Here is a 20,284-nt window from a genome sequence, read left to right on the forward strand (position 1 = left end):
CCCCCGGCGCCCTCCCCAACCGCCCGCCCGTTCGTGGGGGGGCTGGTCTACCGCCGTGCACAGCCCCGTGGGTGGGCCGCCGCGCCCCTGGGGGTACGCTCCCCTCGCCCCGCGCCCCCCCACGTCACTGCATCACTTGAAATCGAGCGTCTGTTCGAACGACTTCAGCTCGTGACGTGCCAGCGCCAGGTTGGCGCGTGAACGGTCCAGCACCACGTACAGGAACAGGTCCGCATTGCTTTCCAGCGGACGGATCAGGTGGTATTGCTTGGTCAGGGTGATCAGGATGTCTTCGATCGCGTCGGTGATGCCGAGCGAGGCGGCAACGCGGCGCTTGGCGCGCACTACTTCGGTGTTGCCTGCGGCGGCAACTTCCAGATTGATCGGACCACCACCCAGCATGCCCAAGGCCATGCCGCTGTCGCTGTCGACCAGTGCAGCACCGACGAAACCAGCGATTTCATTCAGCTTGTCCAGCTTGACGTTTCCAGCCATGTGATTCTCCATTCCTGATCGATTGTTGTCTAAGTGTTGAATGCGACCAGGCCGCTGTGCAGCACCGGCATCGCATCAGTTTTCGTACTCAAACCCGTTCACCCGCGCCGCCTCCCTGGCATGCCAGGCAAGCTGCAGCACCGATGATTTACAACAAGAGAGTTACAGCAACACCTTGATCCGCGCCGCAGCATCGCGAGCGGCGTACAGCAGGATGGCAAGGGAGGTATCGGCATGGCCGAGCGCGGCCAGCGTATAGGGCCGGTCCGCAGCAACGCGTACCAGCACCATGCTGCCCTGTGAGGTGGACATGGTCACGTAGTCGGCCGCTGTCAGGCCGAGCTCGCGCGACAAGGTTTCCCCAAGCGTCAAGAAGGAATTGCTCATCGCCGACAAGCGCCGTGGATCGAGCTTGTTCAACGAACGGTGAGCGATCGCACGGCCATCGGCCGTGGAGACCAGCAGCATGGAAATGCCAACGTTGCGTTCAATGACGGTATCGAGTGCTGTTTCCAAGGCACGGCTGTCCACCGTGACCGAGGGCGTGCCTACATCACTCATCTTCGCCCTCACTTTTTCCAACGTTGCTGTTTCCACCGCCACTTCCCCCTGTTTGCCGTCGCCGGATGCAGACTCTCGATTGCATCAAACCGCGACTTCCATCACGAACGAGATGGTAAATATGAATACGTGGACGCCGCGTGAACACAGAAATCAGTCTTACTGATTACGGGGCTCCCCTATTCCCCGATGCCTGAAAAGTGGTTGTAGCCCTGCCTTGATGCCACCAGCACAGCACCCTCCTGGTTGATCACCTGTACCCCTGTCCCGGCTCGAATATAGCCAATACGGGTAAGCGGAACTGCTACGGATGCCATGGTTTCGCGCAACGCCTGCCGCTGCCCCGGCGGCGCGGTGAAGCACAACTCATAGTCGTCCCCGGCACTGGCACGCAACGCCATGAACGCCTCGGACAAGCCCGCCAGCGCAGCCGCCGACGAGGCCGGCAATGCGTGTTCAAGCACATCGGCGGCAACCCCGCTGCGTGCGCAGATGTGGCCCAGATCCGCGAGCAGACCATCGGATATATCAACCGCAGCACTCGCTACACCCCGCAAAGCACGGCCCAGTTCAACCCGTGGCGTTGGCCGCGCCAGGCGCTGGCGTAGGTGCTCCAGCGCTGCATCGCCCGCAATCCGGCCTACATCCAAAGTCTGCTGCTGCCACAACGCCAAGGCAAGGCCAGCCTCACCCGGCACACCACTGACCCATATGTCATCGCCGGGCTGGGCACCATCGCGGCGCAACGCCTGCCCCGCTGCTGCCTGGCCCATCGCGGTGATCGAGATCGACAGCGGGCCACGTGTGGTATCGCCACCGATCAGGGCGATGCCGTGCAGATCGGCCAGCTGGAAGAAGCCTTCAGCGAATTGATCGACCCAGTCCGGATCGGCATCGGGCAGTGACAGCGACAGGCTGCACCAGGCTGGCTGCGCGCCCATTGCGGCCAGATCGGACAGATTCACCGCCAGTGCTTTCCAGCCGATATCGGCAGGCGGGGTTTCCGCCGGAAAGTGCACGCCTACGTTGAGCGTATCGGTGGTCACCACCAGTTGCTGGCCGGGCGCCGGCTGCAGCAAGGCCGCATCGTCACCAATGCCGAGCACGATGTCAGCGCGCGCGGCAGTACGACTACGGATCCGCTCGATCAGTCCAAACTCGTCAAGGCTCATGATCGCGCTCCCTTAAAAACAACAACGCCGGTGCCGATGATGCCGGCCCGGCGCTGTAGCAAACCCCATCGGTGGCGAAACCGCCGCCGTCGGTTATTGGTTGGATTCAGTCTTGCGCCACTCTAGCGCGGCACGGTCGAGCACGCCATTGACGTAGGTATGGCCGTGCTCGGAACCAAAACGCTTGGCGGTTTCGATGGCCTCATTGATCACCACGCGGTACGGCACGTCCTGGCGGTAACGCAGCTCATAGGCGGCCACGCGCAGCACGGCACGTTCGATGGCGTCCACTTCTTCAACCGCGCGGTCGACGAACGGCGCCAGCGCCTCGTCCAGGTCGCGGCGGTTGTCCAGCACGCCGCGCAGCAGGCTTTCGAAATACACCAGGTCGGCAATTTCGTGGGCCTGTTCGTGGGCGAACTGGGCCAGCAGCGACTCGGCGTTGCCGCCGGAGATCTGCCAGGCGTAGATGGCCTGTAGGGCACGGCGGCGCGCGCGCGAGCGCAGCACCGGATCGATGCCGTCACGACGGACCGGCTTTCCGGCAGGCTTGCCGTTGTTCTTGTTGTTCATGGCAGCTGTTCCAGAAGATTGACCATTTCCAATGCCGACAATGCGGCTTCCTCACCCTTGTTGCCGTGGCTGCCGCCTGCGCGGGCCTCGGCATCTTCCACCCGCTCCACCGCCAGCACACCATTGAGCACCGGCACGCCGAAATCGAGCTGGGCGCGCATCAGGCCTTCGGCACAACGGTCGGCAACGTGCTCGTAATGGCGGGTATCGCCACGGATCACGCAGCCGAGGGTGATGATTGCAGCGTGGTGCCCGGCCGCAGCCAAGCGCGCTGCAACCAGCGGAATTTCCCAAGCCCCGGGTACACGCACCACGTCGATGGCGTCTTCGCCAACGCCATTACCGGCCAGGCTCTGCCGCGCACCGGTCACCAAGGCGTCGGTGATGCGGGCATTCCAGCGGCTGGCGATGATGGCAAAACGGGCCGAACCGGCCGGGCGGAGGTCGCCTTCGTAGTGGCTCATGGGGGCGTGGGGTTCCAAAAGGTGGGTAAGTCTAACGTGCGGGGGCTTAACCCGCGACGCGGAAAGCGGCTGCAAGCCCGGTCCAGCCGGGCTTCCAGGTCAGGCCGATGGCTCAGGGCTGCACGGTTTCGACGATTTCCAGCCCGTAACCGGCCAGCCCGATCTGCCGGCGCGGGGTACCGAGCACACGCAGCTTGCCCAGGCCCAGGTCCGACAGGATCTGTGCGCCGGCACCGTTGCGGCGCCATTGGCCCACATCCTTGTCCTTGCCCGGGATGACCGGCGCCGGCTGCTGACGCAGGCGGGCCAACAGCGAATTGGTGTCACGCGGTGCCGACAGCACCACCATCACGCCGGTACCGGCGGCGTCGATGGCGCGCAGCGCATCGGTATTGGCCACGCCGAAGTCATCCCGGCGCCAATGCAGCAGGTCGGCCAGTGGGTTCTCCACCTGCACCCGCACCAGGGTCGGCGTGCCCTTGTCCGGGTTACCGCGGACCAGGGCGAAATGCAGGTCATTGGCGATGCGGTCGCGGTAGGTGACCAGCTTGAAGGCACCGAACTCGGTATCGATCTCGCGCTCATCCACGCGCTCGACGGTGTGCTCGGTAGCCAGGCGATAGGCGATCAGGTCAGCAATGGAGCCCATCTTCAAACCGTGCTCGCGAGCGAACACCTCAAGCTCCGGGCGGCGCGCCATGCTGCCATCGGGGTTGAGGATCTCCACCAGCACGCCAGCCGGTTCCAGCCCGGCCAACATGGCCAAGTCGACACCGGCTTCGGTGTGGCCGGCACGGGTCAGCACGCCACCCGGCTGGGCGATCAGCGGGAAGATATGGCCCGGCTGGTGCAGGTCGGACGGCTTGGCATTGGCCTTCACCGCGGTGCGGATGGTGTGGGCCCGGTCATGCGCGGAGATGCCGGTGGTCACACCTTCGGCGGCTTCGATGCTGACCGTGAAGTTGGTCTGGAACTGGGCGGTATTGGCCTGCACCATCGGCGCCAGGCCGAGGTCGGCCGCGCGGGTACGGGTCAGCGGCAGGCAGACCAGGCCGCGGCCGTGGGTGACCATGAAGTTGATGTCCGACGCCTTGACCAGCTCGGCAGCCATGATCAGGTCGCCTTCGTTCTCGCGGTCCTCGTCATCGACGATGACCACCATGCGACCGGCGCGGATCTCTTCCAGCAGTTCGGGAACGGGGGCGAAATTCATTGTGCGGCTCCTTGGCCCAGCAGGCGCTCGACATAGCGGGCGACCAGATCGATTTCCAGATTCACCGCGCTGCCCACGCCAGTGGCGGAGAAAGCGGTGTTGGCGACGGTGTGCGGGATCAGCGCGACTTCAAAGCCTTCGTCGTCGGCTTCGTTGACGGTGAGGCTGACGCCGTCCACGCAGATCGAGCCCTTCTTGGCGATGTACTTGAGCAGCGGCTTGGGCGCGGCGAAGCGCCAGCGCAAGGCCCGTGCATCCTCGTGGATGGACAGCACCTTGCCGAGGCCATCGACATGGCCGCTGACCAGATGGCCGCCGAGGCGGTCGGTCGGGCGCATCGCGCGCTCAAGATTGATCACGGCACCTTCGGCCAGGCCACCAAGCGTGGTCAGGTCCAGGGTTTCGGTTGAGGCATCGGCCTTGAAGCTGCTGCCGTCGAAGTCGATGACGGTCAGGCAGACGCCGTTGACGGCGATGCTTTCTCCCATCTGCACCTGCTCGAACGGCAGGCTGCCGACGGCGAAGGTAAAGCGGACATCGCCGCCGATGGGTTCGCGTGCGGCCAGACGGCCGACGCCTTCGATGATTCCAGTGAACACTAACGTTCTCCGCAAATAATAGATGAGCGAAAAACGCCGCAAGGCAAACAGGCGCACGGACCCCGCAAGGGGCCCGAAACACCGTCTTCTTTCATCCGGACTATGACCGTCGGCTCCGGCATCTGACCGGATCTGCTGACCTCCAACCGGGCGAGCGCACTGCTGTGCGGGCCTTGCCGGAGCGCTCGCGGGCTTGTGCAGCGCCCTTTTTGGGGCATTGCACCTACCGCCGGTGGGGAATTGCACCCCGCCCTGAAGACGTTTGTGAGTGCCGGCGAACCGGCCCGGGGATTGTACCAGCGCCACTCCGGGGAAGGCCTTGGCCGGGCTGAACAAGTGCTTCCCATCGGTGGAACAGGTATCTGGAGCCGCTGCCCCCATGGAAAGCCGCGTGCAGCTACTGCCGCTTACGCCCGAAGAAAGTGCCAACGTTGACCAGGGCAAACAGGCAGCTCAGCCCGTTGATCAGCTGATCGCGCCATTGCGCCATTGCCGCTGCTGCAAACCAGAGAACCGCCACACAGAGGAACAAACAGCTTTCAAGCTTCAAGATGATTACTACCTCTGAGTGCCATTGCTCATCGCGGAGCGCGCACAAATTAGGTGGTAATCGGCTTCGCGATAATAGGATTGTTCTGGAAATCGAGCCCTGCGAGAGCGCTCCCGGACCGCGGCCGTGGGGGCATACAAGGGCCCATCGTCTCCCAATGCCAGCAAATCAGCACCCATCTTCGCCATAAACCGGATCAACGCTCGCCCTTCGCGACTGCAACTTCGGCCACCAGCCCGGCTGTTTGAGTGTAAATATTTCGTTAGACTCCGCCCGCCGCTACATGACGTACGGTCCCGGCCCGCGACGGGCCGGTCGACACGGATATCGCACCGAAGAGGATTTCATGCGCAAGACCCTGATTCTGGCCGCCGCCGCCATGCTGGCCGCCGCACCTGTTGCCGCCTCTGCCGACGAGCTGAGCTACACCTACGCCGAAGCTGGCTGGACCCAGGTCCAGATCAACGACAACTTCCTGAACGACCCGAATCTGGACGGCGCCTACCTGCGCGGCTCGTTCGACATCGCCGACAAGGTCAACCTGTTCGCCGGTTACTCGCGCATCTCCAAGACCTACAAAGTGGGCGGCGTGCGCCTCAAGCACGAACTGGGCCTGCCGGAACTTGGCGCCGGTTACCACATGAACATGAGCGATCGCGTCGACTTCACCGCCGACATCGCGTGGCTGCGCCTGAACAACGAAGTAGAGGTCCGCGACGATGGCCAGTACAGCGATACCTACAAGGACCACACCAACGCAGGTCGTGTGACCTTGGGCCTGCGCGGCAAGCCGTCGGCACGCACTGAAGCCTGGATCAAGGGTGGCGCCATCGATGGCAGCGACATGGACACCGAGTTCGTCGGCGTACTGGGCGGCCAGATCAAGTTCAACAAGACCTGGGGCGTGGTTGCGGAAGCCCAGTGGCTGGGCGACTTCGCCCAGTACTCGGCAGGCTTGCGCGCCAGCTTCTGATTTGGCAATACCGGGTTTAATGCAGCGGGGGCCGAAAGGCCCCCGTTTTTATTGTCTCGATTACGCCGACCAGCGCAACCGGGCTGCGGCAGCTGTGGGAGCCACAGCTGTTTGTAGGAGCGGCATCAGCCGCGAAGCTGGCATTGATGAGATACCAGCTGCCCATGCATCTGATGATGTACGTGCTTCGCGGCTTACGCCGCTCCTACAAGATCAGTGCGGCCGAGGTTTGTGGGAGCGGCATCAGCCGCGAAGCTGGCATTGATGAGATACCAGCTACCCATGCCATCTGATGATGTACATGCTTCGCGGCTGACGCCGCTCCCACATGATGACGGTCAGGCAGGCCGCAGCAGCAGCCGCAGATCCTGGCCCAACATCCGCGTTTCCAGCAGCTGCAGGTTCTGCACCTGCGCCATGGCCTCTATGCCCAGGCCCGCCAACAACGGGCGCGCACTGTCGCCCATCAGCAGCGGCGCCATGTACAGCAGCAGTTCGTCAACCAGTTCCGCCTTGAACAAAGCGCCGCACAAGGTGGGCCCGGCTTCCACGTGCACTTCGTTGATACCGCGTGCAGCCAGCACCGCCATCACTTCAGCCAGATCAAGCCCACCGTCCTCCTGCGTCTGAATACCGGCAAATTCAGCACCGTCCAATTCCGGCGCCGGCACCGCCGGATCATGTAGATACAAGGTAGGCGCATCGCCGTGGCGCACACGCTTGCACGCCAGGCTGCGCAGCCGTGCATCCAGCACCACCCGCAACGGCGGCAGAAACTCGCCCGCGTCCGGCCGTGCAGTCAACAAGGGATCATCCGCCACTACCGTGGCCGCGCCGGTCAGGATCGCACCAGCGCGCGCGCGCCATTGCTGCACATCGGCGCGCGCCGCTTCACCGGTGATCCACTTGGATTCGCCGTTTGCCATTGCCGTGCGCCCGTCCAGACTGCCGGCCAGCTTCACCCGCACGAACGGGCGGCCGCGTTCGATCCGCGACAGAAACCCACGATTGAGCTCACGCGCCTGTGCGGCCATCAGGCCCACCTCGACGGTGATACCGGCCTGCCGCAACAGCGCGAAGCCGCCGCCATCCACGTCCGGAAAAGGATCGGCCATCGCTGCCACCACCCGGCTCACACCGGCATCGATCAAGGCCAGCGCGCACGGCGGCGTGCGCCCATAATGCGCGCAGGGCTCCAATGTCACATAGGCGGTAGCACCACGCGCCTGCTCGCCAGCTTGGCGCAGTGCGAACACCTCGGCATGCGGGCCGCCAGCACGTTGATGCCAACCCTCGCCCACCACTTCATCGCCGTGGGCAATGACGCAGCCGACCATCGGATTAGGGCGGGTGGTCCAGGCGGCACGCTCGGCCAGGCGCAGCGCGCGGGCCATCAGCAGGTGATCGGTGGCGGTGAACTGACTCATCGTTGGAACCTCATTGCGAATGCGGCGCACTGCTCAGTGCGGCAGCGTCCGTACGCAAGTGTATGCGCAGCGATGCCTGCATTGGCGCCTCAGTGCATCTCAGGCATGTCCGGTATCCACCGCCATCACCGTGATCGCCAACGGCCCCAGTTGCAGCTCGGCATGCACGCGCCAGCCCAGACTGCGGTACCACGCCACCATCGGTGCTTCGCAGTACAGATACAGCAGGGCCACGCCCAATGCCCGGGCCTGCACCACGCAGTGCGCCACCAACGCCGCGCCGACGCCTTTACCGCGCGCGGCCTGGTCTACATACAGCGATGCCAACCAGGGTGACCAGCCACGGATCTGCTCGTGATCGTCATGCAACAGGCTGACCGAGCCCAGCCAGCCGCTGCCATCTTCGGCCAGCCACGTACAGGGAATGTCATCGCGCTGCTGCGCGTGCAGTTCGGCTTCGGCCTGGGCCAGCGTCCAGTCCGGCAACAGCGTGCCGAAGGCCTGCACATGGGCAAGCGCGACTACCGGCAACAGTTCGCGCCGGTCCTGCAGGTTGATGATCTTCATCGGATTCAACTCAAACGGCCACACTCGCTGGCCCGTACATTCAAAGAACTAGTCGTTCACACGCTGGAACACGCCAATGCCCAAGCCATCGAAGCGCACGCCGCCATCGCCGCGCTCCAGCAGCAACCCCATCGTTGCCGATTCGCACATGCCCACCGCGCAGGCATCGAACAGCACCTGGTAGCTGGGCCGCAGCGGTGTTTGCAGGGGCAAACGCAGCGACGCCCCAATGCCAGCGAAGTGCAAACGCAGGCCAGTCACTACCTGCCCTGGCGCCGGTGACGGAAAACGATAGGTATTTTCCCCCGGTAGCTTGCCTTCAGCGGCCAGTTCACCCTGGGCCAGCTCCAACACCACCTGCACGCCGTCGCTGGCCACACCGCTCATTGGGTCGTGCAGATTCACGTACAGCGGCCTGCCTGCCACGTGCGTGTCTGCCAGTTGCGCCTGCAGCTCATCGAGCTCGACATGGCCTCTGCGATCCGCTGGGTCCGGGTGCGCCTGTTGCAGGTCGGCAAGCACCTGCTGCATCTGCGCACGCTCTGCCGACCCGGCTTCATACGACACCAACTGCACGCTGTCGGCGAGCTCATCGCGCGGATGCAGCAACAGCATGCCGTCCTCCAGCGACCATTGCCCCTTCGAGCTGCGCGGCATGGGAGGCATCGCCAACTGCAATGCATAGTTCCCGTCATCGCCCAGCTCCAGAACCGAGCCAACAAATCCCGCGTCGACGATGCGATAACGCCCCGCCAACGCCTGCGGCGTGCAAGCCTGGCCCGCACAGGAAGACGGCCCGCGCCGAGCTTGATCCGGCGTGGAAGCGCCGTCGAAGGCCTCCTGCGCAGCCTGCTGGGCGCGCTCAGCCACATCCAACAGCTTGGACAACTCCTGCCCTTGGTCCTGTGCCCGCGCAGTCAATGCCACACACAACACAGCCACAACCAGTCCACTGCGTGAAAGCTGCTGACCAATTGATCGCATCACCGCATCGGCCTCCATACCGAGTCAACACACCGCTCAGCGCTTGCTGCCCTTGCCTGCCCGTGCCGCTTCCGCCCGCGCCTGCGCCAACAACGGCAACTGATCCTCGTCACTGGAATGATCGCGCTCGAGCTTTTCGATCTCGTCGCGGAAATCGGCCACATCCTCGAAGCTGCGGTAGACCGAGGCGAAGCGCACATAGCCGACATGATCGAGCTTGCGCAGTTCGTCCATCACAAAGCCGCCAACCTTGATCGACGGCACCTCGCGCTCGCCACACATGCGCAGCTGGTGCACCACCGCACGGACCGCGGTCTCGATACGCTCTTCCGATACCGGCCGCTTCTGCAGCGCGCGGTCGAAGCCTACCCGCAGCTTGCGCGCATCGAAGGCCTCGCGGCCGCCATCACTCTTGACGATGACCGGCAGCTTGAGCTCGATGGTTTCCAGCGTGCTGAAACGTTCGCCACAGGCTTCGCAGCCACGGCGGCGGCGGATGGTGGCGCCATCTTCGGAAACGCGTGAATCGATCACGCGGGTGTCGGTGTGCTGGCAGAACGGGCAATGCATGTTTCAAGCCTTGGACATCAGGCGCCGCGCATGCGACGTGGAAAACCTGTAACGCAGATACAACAAACCCCGGGCCGGGGCAAGCGCCCAACCCGGGGTAATGCGGTCAGCTCAGGGCGGAACGGGCGTCAAATACCGCTGACACCTGGCGCCGATCAGCCATAAACCGGGTACTTGCGGCACTGCTCGCTGACCGCATCACGCACGCGGGCGATGACGGCTTCATCGGCCGGTGCGTCCAGTACGTCGGCGATCCAGTTGGCCAGCGCAACGCAGTCGGCTTCCACGTAACCGCGGGTGGTGATGGCCGGGGTGCCCAGGCGCAGGCCCGAGGTCACGAACGGCGAACGCGGGTCATTCGGCACCGAGTTCTTGTTGACGGTGATGTGCGCCTTGCCAAGTGCCGCTTCCGCATCCTTGCCGGACACGTCCTTGCCGATCATGTCGACCAGCATCAGGTGGTTCTGGGTGCCGCCGGAAACGATCTTGTAGCCGCGCGCGATCAGCGTGGTGGCCATCGCCTGGGCGTTCTTCACCACCTGCTGCTGGTAAGCCTTGAATTCCGGCTCCAGCGCTTCCTTGAAGGCCACGGCCTTGGCGGCGATGACGTGCATCAGCGGACCGCCCTGGATACCCGGGAACACGATCGACTGCAGCTTCTTCTCGATCTCTTCGCCAGCGCCCTTGGCGATGATGATGCCGCCACGCGGGCCGCGCAGGGTCTTGTGGGTGGTCGAGGTGACCACGTGCGCGTGATCGATCGGGCTCGGGTACACGCCAGCAGCGACCAGACCGGCGACGTGCGCCATGTCCACGAACAGGTAGGCACCGACCTTGTCGGCGATGGCGCGGAAGCGCGCCCAGTCGATGACCTGCGAATAGGCGGAGAAACCAGCCACCACCATCTTCGGCTTGTGCTCCAGCGCCAAGCGCTCGACTTCGTCATAGTCGATCAGGCCGGCTTCGTTCACGCCGTACTGGATCGCATTGAAGATCTTGCCCGAGGCATTGACTTTGGCGCCGTGGGTCAAGTGACCACCGTGGGCCAGGCTCATGCCGAGGATGGTGTCGCCCGGCTGCAGCAGCGCGAAGTACACGGCCTGATTAGCCTGCGAGCCGCTGTGCGGCTGCACGTTGGCGTAATCGGCGCCGAACAGCTGCTTGAGGCGGTCCAGCGCCAGCTTCTCGGCGATGTCCACGTACTCGCAGCCACCGTAGTAGCGCTTGCCCGGGTAACCCTCGGCGTACTTGTTGGTCAGCTGGCTGCCCTGCGCTTCCATCACCATCGGGCTGGCGTAGTTCTCGCTGGCAATCAGCTCGACATGGTCTTCCTGACGCTGGCACTCATCGGCAATGGCCTTGGCCAACTCGGGATCGTAGGACTCGATACGGGCTTCACGCGGGAACATCACAGCTCCTGGTACGGGGGCGAGGGAGCTGTCGATTGTAGCGCTTCCTTGGCCCCCCGGCCCGGCAGCGGTCGGTGCCATCTGCAACCAACATCACCGCCCGCAGACGAAGAAGGCGCCCCACAGGGCGCCTTCCAGGGAGCCGGCTGCAGCTTGGCTCAATGATTGAACACGATGTCGGCGATGATGCCGGTGGCAATGGCCACCATCAGCATGTTGCCGCGGTCATCGCGGATCCAGCGGTGGCCGTAGGGCGGGCGGCGCACGTGGTAACGGTTGTAGTCGTTGACCACATAGACCGGGCCGCCGTAGTAGTTGCTGTAGCGGTGGCCACGCTCAAATCCATAGGGGCGGTAGGCCACGCGCGGCGGCGCGTAGTAGCGTCGGTCATTGTACCGACGGTCGTTGTAGCGGGCGTCGCGGTAACCCTCACGGTAGCCATTGGCGTAGTGGCGACGGTCGTCCCGCCGCTCATGGCGATCATGGCCACGGCCGCGATCATGGCCCCTGCCGCGGTCATCCCAGCCGTGGCGGCCACGGTCGTGGTCATCACGGTCACCCGCCGCAAAGGCCGGGGCGGTGGCACCTAACGCCAATACGGTGGTCATCGCAGCGACAACAAAGCGGTTCATTTTCATGGGTGGCCCTCACTGGGTTGGTTGACGGTTTCCATAATGCTCACTTCATCTGAACAGTTTCCGGCTGGAAACGGTTACGGACTTTCCCATTCATAAATCAGCAAGCGCCCTCACCCGCTCCGGCCGCCATGCAGGGGTTCCGGTTATAATGGGGGATTCCCTTTTGCCTTGGGCCTTGTCCTTATCTGGACCGGGCGCAGGCGTGCGCTACGGAGACGTCATGTCCTCGCAATACATCTACACCATGAACCGCGTCAGCAAGGTGGTCCCGCCCAAGCGGCAGATCATCAAGGACATCTCGCTGTCGTTCTTCCCCGGTGCCAAGATCGGCCTGCTGGGCCTGAACGGCGCCGGCAAGTCCACCGTGCTGAAGATCATGGCCGGCGTGGACACCGATTTCGACGGCGAGGCCCGCCCGCAGGCTGGCATCAAGGTCGGCTACCTGGAGCAGGAACCGCGCCTGGACCCGGCCCAGACCGTGCGTGAAGCGGTCGAGGAAGGCGTGGGCGAAGTGCTGCAGGCCCAGGCCGCGCTGGACAAGATCTACGACGCCTATGCCGAGGAAGGCGCCGACTTCGATGCACTGGCAAAGGAACAGGAACGGTTGGAAGCCATCCTGGCCGCTGGCGATGCCCACACCCTGGAGAACCAGCTGGACGTGGCCGCCGACGCACTGCGCCTGCCGCCGTGGGACGCCGTGATCGGCAACCTGTCCGGCGGTGAAAAGCGCCGCGTGGCACTGTGCCGCCTGCTGCTGCAGAAGCCGGACATGCTGCTGCTCGACGAACCGACCAACCACCTGGACGCCGAGTCGGTTGAATGGCTGGAGCAGTTCCTTGCACGCTACACCGGCACCGTGGTGGCCGTCACCCATGATCGCTACTTCCTGGACAACGCCGCCGAGTGGATCCTGGAACTGGACCGCGGTCGCGGCATTCCGTGGAAGGGCAACTACACCGAATGGTTGATGCAGAAGGACGAGCGCCTGAAGCAGGAAGACAATCAGGAAAAGGCCCGCCAGAAGGCGATCCAGAAGGAACTGGAGTGGTCGCGCCAGAACGCCAAGGGTGGCCGCACCAAGGGCAAGGCCCGTCTGGCCCGCCTGGAAGAACTGCAGAGCGTTGACTACCAGAAGCGCAACGAGACCAATGAAATCTTCATCCCGCCGGGCGAGCGCCTGGGCAACTCGGTGATGGAGTTCAAGAACGTCTCCAAGAAGTTCGGCGAGCGCCTGCTGTTCGACAACCTGTCGATGATCATCCCGCCGGGTGCCATCGTCGGCATCATCGGCCCGAACGGTGCTGGTAAGTCGACCCTGTTCAAGATGATCACCGGTCAGGAAAAGCCGGATTCGGGCGAGATCGTGGTCGGCCCGACCGTCAAGCTGTCCTACGTTGACCAGAGCCGCGACGCGCTGACCGGCAACCACAACGTGTTCCAGGAAATTGCTGGCGGCCTGGACATCCTCAACATCAACGGTGTCGAGATCCAGTCGCGTGCCTACATCGGCCGCTTCAACTTCAAGGGCCAGGACCAGCAGAAGATGGTCGGCTCGCTGTCCGGTGGTGAGCGTGGCCGCCTGCACATGGCCAAGACCCTGCTGCAGGGTGGCAACGTGCTGCTGCTCGACGAACCGTCCAACGACCTGGACATCGAAACCCTGCGTGCACTGGAAGATGCGTTGCTGGAGTTCCCGGGCAACACCTTCGTCATTTCGCATGACCGTTGGTTCCTGGATCGTATCGCCACGCACATCATTGCCTTCGAAGGCGATTCGCACGTCGAATTCTTCCAGGGCAACTACCGCGAATACGAGGACGACAAGAAGCGTCGCCTCGGCGACGATGCCGGTCCCAAGCGCCTGCGTTTCAAGGCGCTGAAGTAATACCCGACAGACGGCCGCCCAGTGCGGCCGTCTGCTTTTTGACGGTGCCCGCAGATCGCGCAACCGCCGTTTGAGCTCCTCTCCCGCCTGCGGGAGAGGGGTTGGGGTGAGGGCAAGCTCTATGCAGGAAATTAGCATCGCTTGCTTTAGTCAAAAAAAGCTTGAAGAGCTGGAAAACGGATGAAGCTCCCCCTCATCCGCCCCTTCGGGGCACCTTCTCCCGCATGCGGGAGAAGGAACAGCCAGCTCCTCCTGTTCGTCGGAATTCCCCCATGTCCCTGCTCGACCGAATCTTCAAACTGCAACAGCACGGCACCAGCGTCCGTACCGAGGTACTGGCCGGTATCACCACCTTCCTGACGATGTCCTACATCGTCTTCGTCAATCCAGAAATCCTCGGCACCACCGGCATGGATCCGGGCGCTGTGTTCGTGGCCACCTGTCTGGCAGCGGCTATCGGCTCGGCAGTGATGGCGCTGGCCGCCAACTACCCGGTCGGCATGGCCCCGGGCATGGGCTTGAATGCGTTCTTCGCCTTCACCGTGGTCGGTGCAGCTGGCCTGCCTTGGCAGCAGGCGCTGGCGGCGGTATTCATTTCCGGCATCGTGTTCTGGGTGTTGTCGCTCACTGGCATCCGCGCCTGGCTGGTGGCCGGTATTCCCGCCTCGTTGCGTTCGGCGATCGTCGCCGGCATTGGTCTGTTCCTGGCCATCATCGCGTTGCAGAAGTCGAACGTGATCGTTGCCAATGAAGACACCATGCTCACGCTCGGGCCCCTCAATACCGCTCCTCCGCTGCTGGCCCTGGCCGGCTTCCTGCTGATCGCCATTCTCGAAGCACGCAAGGTGCGCGGCGCCATCCTGATCGGCATCCTCGCCGTCACCGGCATTGGCTGGGCAATCGGCTCGGTGCAGTACCAAGGCATCGTGTCGTTGCCGCCGAGTCTGGCCCCGACCTTCCTGCAGCTGGACCTGCCCGGTCTGCTGCACCATGACGGCGGCGCGCCGCTGGCGGTGCTGCTGCAGGTGGTGCTGGTGTTCGTGCTGGTGGAAGTATTCGATGCCACCGGCACGCTGTACGGCGTGCTCGGCCGCGCTGGTCTGCTGAAGCTGGAAGACGGCAAGAAGCGCTTCAGCCGCGCATTGCTGGCCGACAGCAGCGCAATTGTCGCCGGCTCGCTGCTGGGCACCAGCTCCACCACCGCCTTTGCCGAAAGCGCCTCCGGCGTGCAGGTTGGCGGCCGCACCGGCCTGACCGCGTTGGTGGTTGCCGCGCTGTTCCTGGCTGCGCTGCTGTTCTCGCCGCTGGCGGCGATGGTGCCCTCCTATGCCACCGCACCGGCACTGCTGTTCGTCGCCGGGCTGATGCTGCGCGAGCTGGTCGAAGTTAAGTGGGACGACCTGACCGAATCGGTGCCCGCCGCGTTGTGCGCGCTGGCGATGCCGTTCACCTACTCCATCGCCAATGGCCTGGCGTTCGGCTTCATTGCCTATGCGGCGCTCAAGGCTGGTACCGGTCGCTGGCGCGAAGTGCACCCGGCGGTGTGGCTGGTGGCGGGGCTGTTTGTGCTGAGGTATGCGCTGGAGTGATTGCGTCCCCTGCTCAACGCTGGCGTGAGCGGGTCATCCAACCCGCATCACGACCAACGCAGCAGCCATGACCGCAGCCGAACTGATCAACGAGAACGCCGCCAACGACACAGCGGTTCTCCATAGCGTCGACCACACCGGTCGATTCCGGAAGAACTGCACCAACGAAACGGCGTTGTAAGCCATACCCAGCAGCGCTGCCATGACCTGTGAGTGCGGCAACCACCGATGCAGCAACACAAGAACCGACCAGATCACGAACACCTGTACGGTCAGCAGGGTGATCATCACCAGCCATTCGGGATAGTTCAACTGGCTGTAGCGACGGAACACCTGCCAGAACACCAGCGCTTCAATTGGCAACAACATCAATGTGAACGCGGCAAAATGGGAATCGACCCAAGTCGCCACTGAGTGCGATGCCGCCATCAACCGCAGCACCTCCGCCGGCACAGCCTGCCCGGCAGCCAACGCCTCAGAAACGCCAGTGTCCATCATAGTGCCGCCGGCAATCAGGCGATTCAACAACACCACGGCCGCCGCCATCATCGTGATCAGCAACAGCGGCTTGACCTGGTTCCCACGCCGCCCTTCGATGTAGTCACGCAGCAGCTTGCCCGGCTGCAGCATCAACTGCTTGAGCGAATACAGGATGCCCCGGTCCATATGCAGCACGCTGTGCTCCAGTTCATGGCCCAGGAAATGCCAGTCAATACGATGCACCGGCGTTGGCTGCCCACAGTTCGGGCAATACTTCTGCTCAGGACCGCCGGCTACGCGATCGCAATTGATACAGCTGGTGTCGACGTGCATCCCCATGCATCGCCCCCTTGATGGCAAGCCAGCATTCTAGAACGAGGCGGAGAATCTTCGCCATCGCCACTGGAAGCCCCCAACGCACAAAACACACCAACAGCGGCTTCGCCGCCCGCAAAGGCCCGCCAACGAGCATTCGCACCAAAGGCTGCGGGCGGAAATCCGCGGCAGCCGGCGCCAGCGCGATGTCGTCCTAGTTGTATTGAATGGTGAACGTCGCCGTGCCGTTGGCCTTACCGGGCGTCACCCTGCCCGCCCGGGTCTGGATGTAGCGCGCGCGCAACGGCAGGCTCATGGTGCTGGCACCGGCCACGCTGGCGCCAAGATCAATGTTCTCGGCAAACCGCACCGCTTTCTCGGCACTGCCATTGCGCTGCACCAGCTCGATCGCGATGCCACCAGCCGCACCTGCAGCAACAGTCAGCGGCAATACGCCCGGCAGGTTGGAACTGTCCTGGAGCGCGTCCAGCCGGATCCCAATCCGGCTTTGATACTGCGCGACATTGCTGCCCTGGCAATCCAGGCGGATATCAAAGTCGCGGTTGATCGCGCGCGTACCCACGCCGGTAAAGGTGCTGGCAGGTACCGATCCGAACTCGACCACGATATTGCGGCTGCCTGCCTGCACCGAACAGGTTGGGTTGACTACGGTAGTTCCAGAACCTTTGAAGGTCGAAATCAACACAGGGTTGCTGGCGCCGTCACCGTCATAGTAATAGGTGGTGAATCTGCCGCTGGGTGCGATCAAGCCTGACCCGGTGATCGCCGCGGTCTTGATCAACTCCACGCGGAATCGCCCTCCTGCCAGATCCACGGTACTGCTGCCGTTGAGCACCAGCGTATGCGGATAGTACGTCTGGATCTGCCCAGAGTCGCGATAGACGCGAATACCTATGCCGGCAACATCCGTCGCGTAGACATCCTTGAAGCCGGGCACCGGCATCTGCTGCCTTGCATTGTTGTAAATCCCAATGGCACTGCCACCATTCGTACACCGGGCCACACTGTTGCGCTGATCAATGCCGACCACCAACTCCTTGATAAGCCCACCTATCGGCAGACTAGGCAGGATCACCACCTGCCCCATGTCCATCTGCACATCCTGGGGCAGGAAAGCTGGCGAGGTAAGCGCACACCTGGCGTACGCGGGTGGCGCCATCCATGAACCCACGATCGCGCAGGCAGCAAAAAGGGGCTTGCGCCACAAGAAACCGATCAACGACATGTTGCCTCCATCTTGATGAACCCCACCGACGACGCATCGGTCACTGCAGGCAACTGATAGTCGATACCACATTGCTGATCTTCCGCCTCACCCCAGGCAAGCTGCAGATGGCCGTGCTCCAGCTCGCTGCGCATATACAGACGACCGGCCTGTCCAACCATGCCAACCAGCTGGCCGCCTGCATCCTTGGCTTGCGCGCCGAACGGCAGCACCGAGCCATCTGCGCCACGCACCTGGATCAACACCGCCCAGCCTTTGCGGGTATCAAAGCGGAGGAAGCTGATCGCACCAGCATACGGCGCCACCGATTGACTGCTGCTCTCCAGCTCCACCTCACGCGACATGTCCTGCGGGTCCAGCGTTACCGTGGTGAGCCGGTAAGGCGCTGCATACGGCACAACCGCGAAACCACGACCATCGATGCGTACGCCACTGGTGTTGGTCAAGCGCGCATCACGCGCACCATCGGCCTGCACCACCACCAAGGTGTCGCCGCGCTGAGGAGTCAGCGTCACCCCTCCAGCGTGGGCAACCAGGCTGCCGGTCGCGCCGGCGGAGAACTGACGGAAGTCGTTGGAGTGACCGTAGGAGGCATTCAACGCTGCATAGCGCCCCTGATAGCTGGCATTGGCCGCGGCACTACTACCGCCATCGCGGCTGTCCGATAACGTCACGCCGTAGCTGAAGCTGTTGTCCACGCCCGCACTGCCAGTGATGCCAAGGCGACTGCTGTCATAGCCACCTTGATCCCGCATGCCCAGGTCGGCGCTGACGGACAACGGCCCCGCCTTGCGCCCCAGCGGCATGCTGACGCTCAACAGATATTGCGTGTCCTTGTTGCCGAACAGCCCATCCTCGGTACGCAACGCCGAGAAACCGAAATTGAGTGACCGCCAGGCGTTGTTGTACCCCAACTGGTACTGCGTGCTGGCACCTGGAAGATCATAGAAATCACGCACCGCGCCAGTCAGATACAACGCTCCCCAGCGCTGCCCCAGTGGCTGGTTCAATGTCAGCTGGAACTGACTGCGCTGGCGTCCAGTTGGCAACGTTGCATAGCCCCGATCGATGGCGTCGCGTGCATACAAGGCGTCCTGCAACCCGTAGAAACCGCGCGTCGAGTACCGATAAGCAGCCAAGGTCAGATTGGTGCCGGTATCGCCGAACAAGGTGCTATAGCTCAACCGCAGGCTTGTGCCTTGGCGATTGCCGGCCCTTTGCAGCTGGGTACGTGCATGGGTGACATCGGCTGCGAACGCTCCCAGCGCCGTTGCCACACCCGCGCCGTACAACACCGACGTATAGCCTTCGCTCAGTGCGCTACCGGCATATAGCGTCAGCTGATTGCCCACACCCCGCTGATACGTCGCCTGCAACAACCACGGCTCGTCGAGCAGACGCTCGTTACGTACCTGCCCTGCAGTCAGCGCATAGCGCGACACACCTGGACGCAGCATCTGCGGCACCGAGCCGAATGGCACCTTGAACGCCCGCTGCCGTCCATCGGCCTCGATCACCGTGACCTCCAGATCACCGCCATAGCCAGTCGGGTAGAGATCCTCGATGACGAAATTGCCAGGCGATACGGTGGCCGAGTAGATCAACTGCTGGTTCTGGCGGATCTCCACCCGCGCATTGGTCTCAGCAATGCCACGTACCACCGGCGCGTAGCCGCGTAGCGAATCTGGCAGCATGCGGTCATCGCTGGCCAGACTGACACCGCGATAGCCGATCGAGTCGAACAACTCGCCGTTGCTGAAAGCCTCGCCGATGGTCAGCAGCCCGCGCACCTGCGGGAAGCCGCGTTGAGCGTAGGTTGCGATGCGCTGCCAATGGCTGCCATCGCCATCCGCCTCACTCCAGGTCAGATTTGCATCCTGCCGCAGCTGCCAACCTGCAACATTCAACCCCATGTTCAAACCAAGATAGGCATTGCGATTGCGGCTGCCACCAGGCAGGCGGATATCGCTATCCATCGCGTTGAAACTGTAGCCGATGAAAGCTGCATTGATGCCACGGTCCCATAACGATGGACTGACGTAGCCACGCGCCTCCCGACGCATGAAGGCCTGCGGGATACTCAAGTCGTAGCGCAGAGCGGCGCTGTCATAGCTGCCAAATGCGTTGACAATGCGCCGCTGTACCTGCACGCAATCAGCCGCATCGGCACCAGCGATCGCCTGCGGCCCGGCCTGCAGCAGCCCGATATCCACACCTAGTTCCTCCAACAGGGCGATGCCAAGACAGGCACCAACCACGCCTTCCGAATCGGCCTTGAACTGCAGATCGCGGCGCCCCTGCCAACTGCCGTTTACATAGATATCCACCCGGTAGGCGCCGGCCACCATCGGATTGCCACTGGTAAATGCCGATAGATCAATTCTCTGGCCTTGCCCGGACAGGAAATCGGAGTCGAACTGGGCCTGCGCGGGCGCGGCCGCCTTGCCAGCTGCACTTTGTGCCAGCAACACCTGCTCGCCGAGATTCGCCGTTGCAGCTGGCGTCGCAATCACCGTAAGTGGGCATAGCGTGCCGACCAACAGGCACAAACACGGCACAAGCGTCATCGGCCTG

20 protein-coding genes and 1 riboswitch are annotated in these 20,284 nt (G+C 63.3%); of the genes, 4 read left to right on the forward strand and 16 right to left on the reverse strand.

Annotated features, from left to right (window positions below):
* Positions 1-132: 132 nt before the first annotated feature.
* From ACVOK8_RS07975 to ACVOK8_RS08005, 7 genes are all read right to left on the reverse strand, one after another.
* Complete coding sequence (locus tag ACVOK8_RS07975) at positions 133-495, reverse strand: roadblock/LC7 domain-containing protein (protein ID WP_057627433.1); 363 nt, start codon at positions 493-495, stop codon at positions 133-135.
* Between the two features lie 162 nt (positions 496-657).
* Positions 658-1,056: a roadblock/LC7 domain-containing protein gene (locus ACVOK8_RS07980; RefSeq protein ID WP_282266335.1), complete on the reverse strand. Its 399-nt coding sequence runs from the start codon at positions 1,054-1,056 to the stop codon at positions 658-660.
* A 179-nt stretch (positions 1,057-1,235) separates the two neighbouring features.
* The gene (gene thiL / locus ACVOK8_RS07985; RefSeq protein WP_481566368.1) at positions 1,236-2,228 is read right to left on the reverse strand and encodes a thiamine-phosphate kinase; all 993 of its coding nucleotides are present in this window, start codon (positions 2,226-2,228) and stop codon (positions 1,236-1,238) included.
* A gap of 93 nt (positions 2,229-2,321) precedes the next feature.
* Positions 2,322-2,801 carry a transcription antitermination factor NusB gene (nusB, locus tag ACVOK8_RS07990; RefSeq protein ID WP_481517173.1) on the reverse strand — a complete coding sequence of 160 codons (480 nt, stop codon included), beginning with the start codon at positions 2,799-2,801 and terminating at the stop codon, positions 2,322-2,324.
* Positions 2,798-3,265, reverse strand: coding sequence for a 6,7-dimethyl-8-ribityllumazine synthase (gene ribH, locus ACVOK8_RS07995; protein WP_481566369.1), 468 nt, complete (start codon positions 3,263-3,265; stop codon positions 2,798-2,800). The genes nusB and ribH overlap by 4 nt, the downstream gene beginning before the upstream one ends.
* A gap of 112 nt (positions 3,266-3,377) precedes the next feature.
* Entirely contained in the window at positions 3,378-4,478 is a 1,101-nt protein-coding gene (gene ribB, locus ACVOK8_RS08000) for a 3,4-dihydroxy-2-butanone-4-phosphate synthase (protein ID WP_481566370.1), read from the reverse strand.
* Positions 4,475-5,077: a riboflavin synthase gene (locus tag ACVOK8_RS08005; protein WP_481517170.1), complete on the reverse strand. Its 603-nt coding sequence runs from the start codon at positions 5,075-5,077 to the stop codon at positions 4,475-4,477. Before ACVOK8_RS08005 ends, ribB begins: the two co-directional genes overlap by 4 nt.
* A 79-nt stretch (positions 5,078-5,156) precedes the next feature.
* Positions 5,157-5,341: riboswitch (FMN riboswitch) on the reverse strand.
* A 115-nt stretch (positions 5,342-5,456) separates the two neighbouring features.
* Between ACVOK8_RS08005 and ACVOK8_RS08010 the strand changes: the two genes are divergently transcribed.
* Positions 5,457-5,645: a hypothetical protein gene (locus ACVOK8_RS08010; RefSeq protein ID WP_481566371.1), complete on the forward strand. Its 189-nt coding sequence runs from the start codon at positions 5,457-5,459 to the stop codon at positions 5,643-5,645.
* 328 nt (positions 5,646-5,973) lie between these two features.
* Positions 5,974-6,600: an outer membrane beta-barrel protein gene (locus tag ACVOK8_RS08015; RefSeq protein WP_481566372.1), complete on the forward strand. Its 627-nt coding sequence runs from the start codon at positions 5,974-5,976 to the stop codon at positions 6,598-6,600.
* Between the two features lie 338 nt (positions 6,601-6,938).
* Here ACVOK8_RS08015 and ribD read toward each other — a convergent pair whose 3' ends face one another.
* The 6 genes from ribD to ACVOK8_RS08045 all read right to left on the reverse strand — a co-directional run bounded on the left by ribD (position 6,939) and on the right by ACVOK8_RS08045 (position 12,195).
* Entirely contained in the window at positions 6,939-8,027 is a 1,089-nt protein-coding gene (gene ribD, locus ACVOK8_RS08020) for a bifunctional diaminohydroxyphosphoribosylaminopyrimidine deaminase/5-amino-6-(5-phosphoribosylamino)uracil reductase RibD (RefSeq protein ID WP_481566373.1), read from the reverse strand.
* A gap of 99 nt (positions 8,028-8,126) precedes the next feature.
* Complete coding sequence (locus ACVOK8_RS08025) at positions 8,127-8,594, reverse strand: GNAT family N-acetyltransferase (RefSeq protein ID WP_481566374.1); 468 nt, start codon at positions 8,592-8,594, stop codon at positions 8,127-8,129.
* Positions 8,595-8,642: 48 nt separating this feature from the next.
* On the reverse strand, positions 8,643-9,581 hold the full coding sequence (locus tag ACVOK8_RS08030; protein ID WP_481566375.1) for a hypothetical protein: 939 nt from the start codon (positions 9,579-9,581) through the stop codon (positions 8,643-8,645).
* Positions 9,582-9,614: 33 nt separating this feature from the next.
* Positions 9,615-10,148, reverse strand: coding sequence for a transcriptional regulator NrdR (nrdR, locus tag ACVOK8_RS08035; protein WP_481566376.1), 534 nt, complete (start codon positions 10,146-10,148; stop codon positions 9,615-9,617).
* Positions 10,149-10,303: 155 nt separating this feature from the next.
* Positions 10,304-11,557 carry a serine hydroxymethyltransferase gene (gene glyA, locus ACVOK8_RS08040; RefSeq protein ID WP_481566377.1) on the reverse strand — a complete coding sequence of 418 codons (1,254 nt, stop codon included), beginning with the start codon at positions 11,555-11,557 and terminating at the stop codon, positions 10,304-10,306.
* 158 nt (positions 11,558-11,715) lie between these two features.
* Positions 11,716-12,195, reverse strand: coding sequence for an RcnB family protein (locus tag ACVOK8_RS08045; RefSeq protein WP_481566378.1), 480 nt, complete (start codon positions 12,193-12,195; stop codon positions 11,716-11,718).
* A 220-nt stretch (positions 12,196-12,415) separates the two neighbouring features.
* Here ACVOK8_RS08045 and ettA point away from each other — a divergent pair, with 220 nt between their 5' ends.
* Together ettA and ACVOK8_RS08055 are read left to right on the forward strand one after the other, a co-directional pair.
* Positions 12,416-14,080 (forward strand): energy-dependent translational throttle protein EttA, encoded by a 1,665-nt coding sequence (gene ettA, locus ACVOK8_RS08050; RefSeq protein WP_481566379.1) that lies wholly within the window; start codon positions 12,416-12,418, stop codon positions 14,078-14,080.
* 272 nt (positions 14,081-14,352) lie between these two features.
* On the forward strand, positions 14,353-15,669 hold the full coding sequence (locus ACVOK8_RS08055; protein WP_282266305.1) for an NCS2 family permease: 1,317 nt from the start codon (positions 14,353-14,355) through the stop codon (positions 15,667-15,669).
* A 33-nt stretch (positions 15,670-15,702) separates the two neighbouring features.
* Here ACVOK8_RS08055 and ACVOK8_RS08060 read toward each other — a convergent pair whose 3' ends face one another.
* The 3 genes from ACVOK8_RS08060 to ACVOK8_RS08070 form a co-directional block, all read right to left on the reverse strand.
* Positions 15,703-16,392, reverse strand: coding sequence for a DUF3667 domain-containing protein (locus tag ACVOK8_RS08060; protein WP_481566380.1), 690 nt, complete (start codon positions 16,390-16,392; stop codon positions 15,703-15,705).
* 286 nt (positions 16,393-16,678) lie between these two features.
* Positions 16,679-17,710: a fimbrial protein gene (locus ACVOK8_RS08065; protein WP_481566408.1), complete on the reverse strand. Its 1,032-nt coding sequence runs from the start codon at positions 17,708-17,710 to the stop codon at positions 16,679-16,681.
* Positions 17,701-20,277 carry a fimbria/pilus outer membrane usher protein gene (locus ACVOK8_RS08070; protein WP_481566381.1) on the reverse strand — a complete coding sequence of 859 codons (2,577 nt, stop codon included), beginning with the start codon at positions 20,275-20,277 and terminating at the stop codon, positions 17,701-17,703. The genes ACVOK8_RS08065 and ACVOK8_RS08070 overlap by 10 nt, the downstream gene beginning before the upstream one ends.
* Between the last annotated feature and the right edge of the window lie 7 nt (positions 20,278-20,284).

The organism is Stenotrophomonas sp. STEN083 (assembly GCF_056759195.1).